This is a genomic window from Stutzerimonas stutzeri KOS6 (assembly GCF_000307775.2).
Classification (GTDB): domain Bacteria; phylum Pseudomonadota; class Gammaproteobacteria; order Pseudomonadales; family Pseudomonadaceae; genus Stutzerimonas; species Stutzerimonas stutzeri_B.
In genome coordinates this window covers 489,954-493,154 of sequence record NZ_KK020677.1, presented here as the reverse complement: position 1 = coordinate 493,154, position 3,201 = coordinate 489,954, and the positions used below count along the sequence as shown (strand labels likewise).

Annotated in this window: 2 protein-coding genes; one reads left to right on the top strand and one right to left on the bottom strand. The window is 64.5% G+C overall.

Features of this window, described 5'->3' with window-relative positions:
- Nucleotides 1-349 precede the first annotated feature (349 nt).
- Nucleotides 350-2,368, bottom strand: a complete 2,019-nt coding sequence (locus tag B597_RS42715; protein ID WP_024162438.1) for a TonB-dependent receptor — start codon at nt 2,366-2,368, stop codon at nt 350-352.
- A 226-nt stretch (nt 2,369-2,594) separates the two neighbouring features.
- Here B597_RS42715 and B597_RS42710 point away from each other — a divergent pair, with 226 nt between their 5' ends.
- Complete coding sequence (locus B597_RS42710) at nt 2,595-2,819, top strand: DUF3203 family protein (protein WP_024162437.1); 225 nt, start codon at nt 2,595-2,597, stop codon at nt 2,817-2,819.
- Nucleotides 2,820-3,201 lie beyond the last annotated feature (382 nt).

Genomic DNA, 3,201 nt, shown 5'->3' with positions numbered 1-3,201 from the left:
GCGCGGTGACGAAGCTGCCCAGGCTGCGACCGCCGAGGATGTAGTCGTCGAAGTTCTTGGTGGCGCGGTAGGCGACGAAACCGATCAGGATCATCGCCGCGATGTAGATCACGAAAGTGATCAGAGTGGGTGTGCTGGCGTTCATGGGACTTGTTTTTCCTTGTTGGTCCTGACGTCCCGTCGCCTGACCCGGAAAACGACCGGCACCCGCAACGGAACAATCGAGGGGCGCAAGGATAGCGCGTCGCCAGCCTGTGTGCGCATGACTGGCAGGTTCTCGATGCGCATCGTTCACATGGACGAAGGGTCGGCAAAGCCGCCCCTTCGTCCGTCGCAGCCCTTGGCCGCCTCAGAATGCCAGGCGCACGCCTACGGTCAGGTTGCGCCCCGGCAGCAGCACCTCATCCTTGATGAACGAGGTGTGCTCGCGGGCCTTCTCGTCCAGCAGGTTGTTGGCCTTGAGGTAGAGCAGGTAGTCGGTCTGTTTCAGCGAGCCACTGTAACCGAGGCCGGCACCGAGCATGTTGTAGCCGCCGGTTTCGCTTTCGTAACCGGCCAGCTCGTCCTGGCGCTGTACGCGATAGAACTCCAACTGGCCGTTGAGCGCCGGGGTGAAGCTCTGCTCCACCCGTACCCCCAGGCGATCGGCCGGGATGCGCGGCAGATCGCCACCGCCATCGCGCAGCTTGCCGCGCACGTGGTCGCCGAACAGAGTGAAGGCGGTGGCGTCGGTGGCCTGGAAGCGCACCTCCCCTTCCGCGCCGGTGAGCACGGCGTCCTGCTGGCGGTACTCGATTTCACGGTAGCCGCCGCCGATATCGTGGCCGGTGTCGGCGGCATAGATGAAGTCGTTTACCTGATTGCGGAACAGGCTCAGGCTGAAGGTCGTGCGTCCGGCGAACTTGCGCAGGGTAATTTCGGCGTTGTGCGATGTCTCTTCTTCGAGATCGACATTGCCCAGCTCGACAGTGCGGGTCGCCGCGTGCGGACCGTTGGCGTAGAGTTCCTCGGCGGTAGGCAGGCGTTGCGAGCGCGTCAGCGAGAATCCCAGCGAGTACTGCGGAGCGAAGGTCCAGACCGCACCAGCGGACATCGAGGTGCCGCTGTGATCAGTGTCCTGACGGCCATCGGCATCGATGTCCTGCCATTCGTGACGCAGGCCGAGTTCGTAGCGCCAGGCGCCAGCGGCGTATTCCTCCAGCAGGAACAAGCCGTGGTTGCGGGTCAACGTTTGCGGCACATAGGCCTCTTCGCCGAGGGCTTCGAAGTCGCGGCGCAGGGTCTGCGCACCGAGCACGCCGCGCCAGCCGAACAACGGCTGATGGGTCAGTTCCAGGCGCGCGTCGGTGGCATCGTTGTTGAAGCGGGTGCCCACTTCACCGCCTTCGATCTCCTGATGCTGGTAGTCGCTGTGACCGACGCGCAGTCGCGCCAGCTCGAAGCCCGGTAGCGGATCGCTCAGTTCGCCGCGCAGGTCCCAGCGCTTCTGGCGCATGTCGATGTAGGGCACGCTGCCATGCTCGTGGTCATGATCATGGTCGTCGTCATGATCATCATGGCCACCGCAATGCCAGTCGCTGCCATGGGTGTGGCAATCGGCGTGCTCGTGGGCCAACAGCCCGTAGCGGTTGTCCTGCTCGCCGTAGGCGGCGCCGATGTAACCGCGCTCGCCGATGAAGCTGGCACCCAGGTTGAAGCTGTCGGTGTCGTTATAGGAGCCTTCCTGCTCGTCCGGCGAACCGGGGATTTCATACGGGTCGGCCTGGCGCTTGGTACCTTCGGCGCGCACGGCGAAGTTGCCGCTGCCGGCGGTGATACCAAACACCCCTGCCCCTTCATTGGCGACGCTGTTGGCGCGCAGTTCCAGCTCGCCTTCGTAGCCCTTCTCTGGCATGCGGGTGGGAATCTTCTTGTCGATCACATTGACCACGCCGCCGATGGCGCCGCCACCGTAGAGCAGCGTTGCCGGGCCCTTGAGGACCTCGATGCGCTCGGCCAGTAGCGGCTCGCTGGTCACCGCGTGGTCGGGGCTGATGGTGGAAGCGTCGAGCAGCTCCACGCCATCGCTCAGTACCTTGACCCGCGCGCCGTCCAGCCCGCGGATCACCGGACGTGCTGCGCCGGCGCCGAAGCTGCTGGAGCGCACGCCCGGCAAGCTTTCCAGGGTTTCGCCCAGGGTCGCCTCACGGCGCAGCACCAGTTCGTCTCCCTCCATCACGGCAGCCGGCGTGGTCATCTCATGGCTCTGCTTGGCCAGGCCACTGGCGCTGACCACGACGGATTGCAGTTCAACCGGTTCGGCGGCCCAGGCAGCGGGAACCAGGGCCAGGCTGATCGCCCAGGCCAGGGGGTGACGCTTCAGTTTCATGTGACTCTCCAGACAGTGGCGATTGCCTTCCGAGGCAACCGAGAGGCTGTGCGCCGACGCCAAAACAGGAAGGCGTCGGCTCGCGGGACGAGAATCTAACATGTTATATCGTAACGTTTAAGCCGTTTTTTCCTCGCCCTGGTACAACGGAAGCGCCTCGTCAGTGGTCGAAATGGAAACGCCGCGCGAGCCACGCACGGCTTTTGCACTGTTTGGGAGATAGATCATGACCGTAGACATCGACACCACCACCGGCACTTGCGCCGTGGTCATCAACGGCAACACACACCGCAGTGCGCTGATGGACGTGCGCATCACCACCGATCCACAGGCGCGCATGTCGCTCATGAATATCGACGGCACCAGCATCCACGTGCCGGAAGATGAAGCCGAACACCTGATCGCGGCCGGTGCGATAGATGACCGATCCAACCTGGTGACGGATGACTAATCCGGAACCAATGGGATACGCGCCCTCGCGGCGATGCAGGCCAGCGGCCTGCCTAAAAGCTTCGCGCCGGGGGCGACGCTCCCACAAGAGCAAGCGCATCAGCCGGCGTGGTAGTCCGCGTCGGCTTCTTCGCGGCGCTTGGCAAAGCTGCCCAGCAGGATGCCGGAATGATCACCGACGCTGGCAGCAACCGCGGCCCCGTGGGAGGCGCGCCCTCGCGGCGATGCAGGCCAGCGGCCTGCCTAAAAGCTTCGCGCCGGGGGCGACGCTCCCACGAGCAAGCGCATCAACCGGCGTGCTAGTCCGCGTCGGCTTCTTCGCGGCGCTTGACGAGGCTGCCCAGCAGGAAGCCGCAATGGTCACCGACGCTGGCAGCAACCGC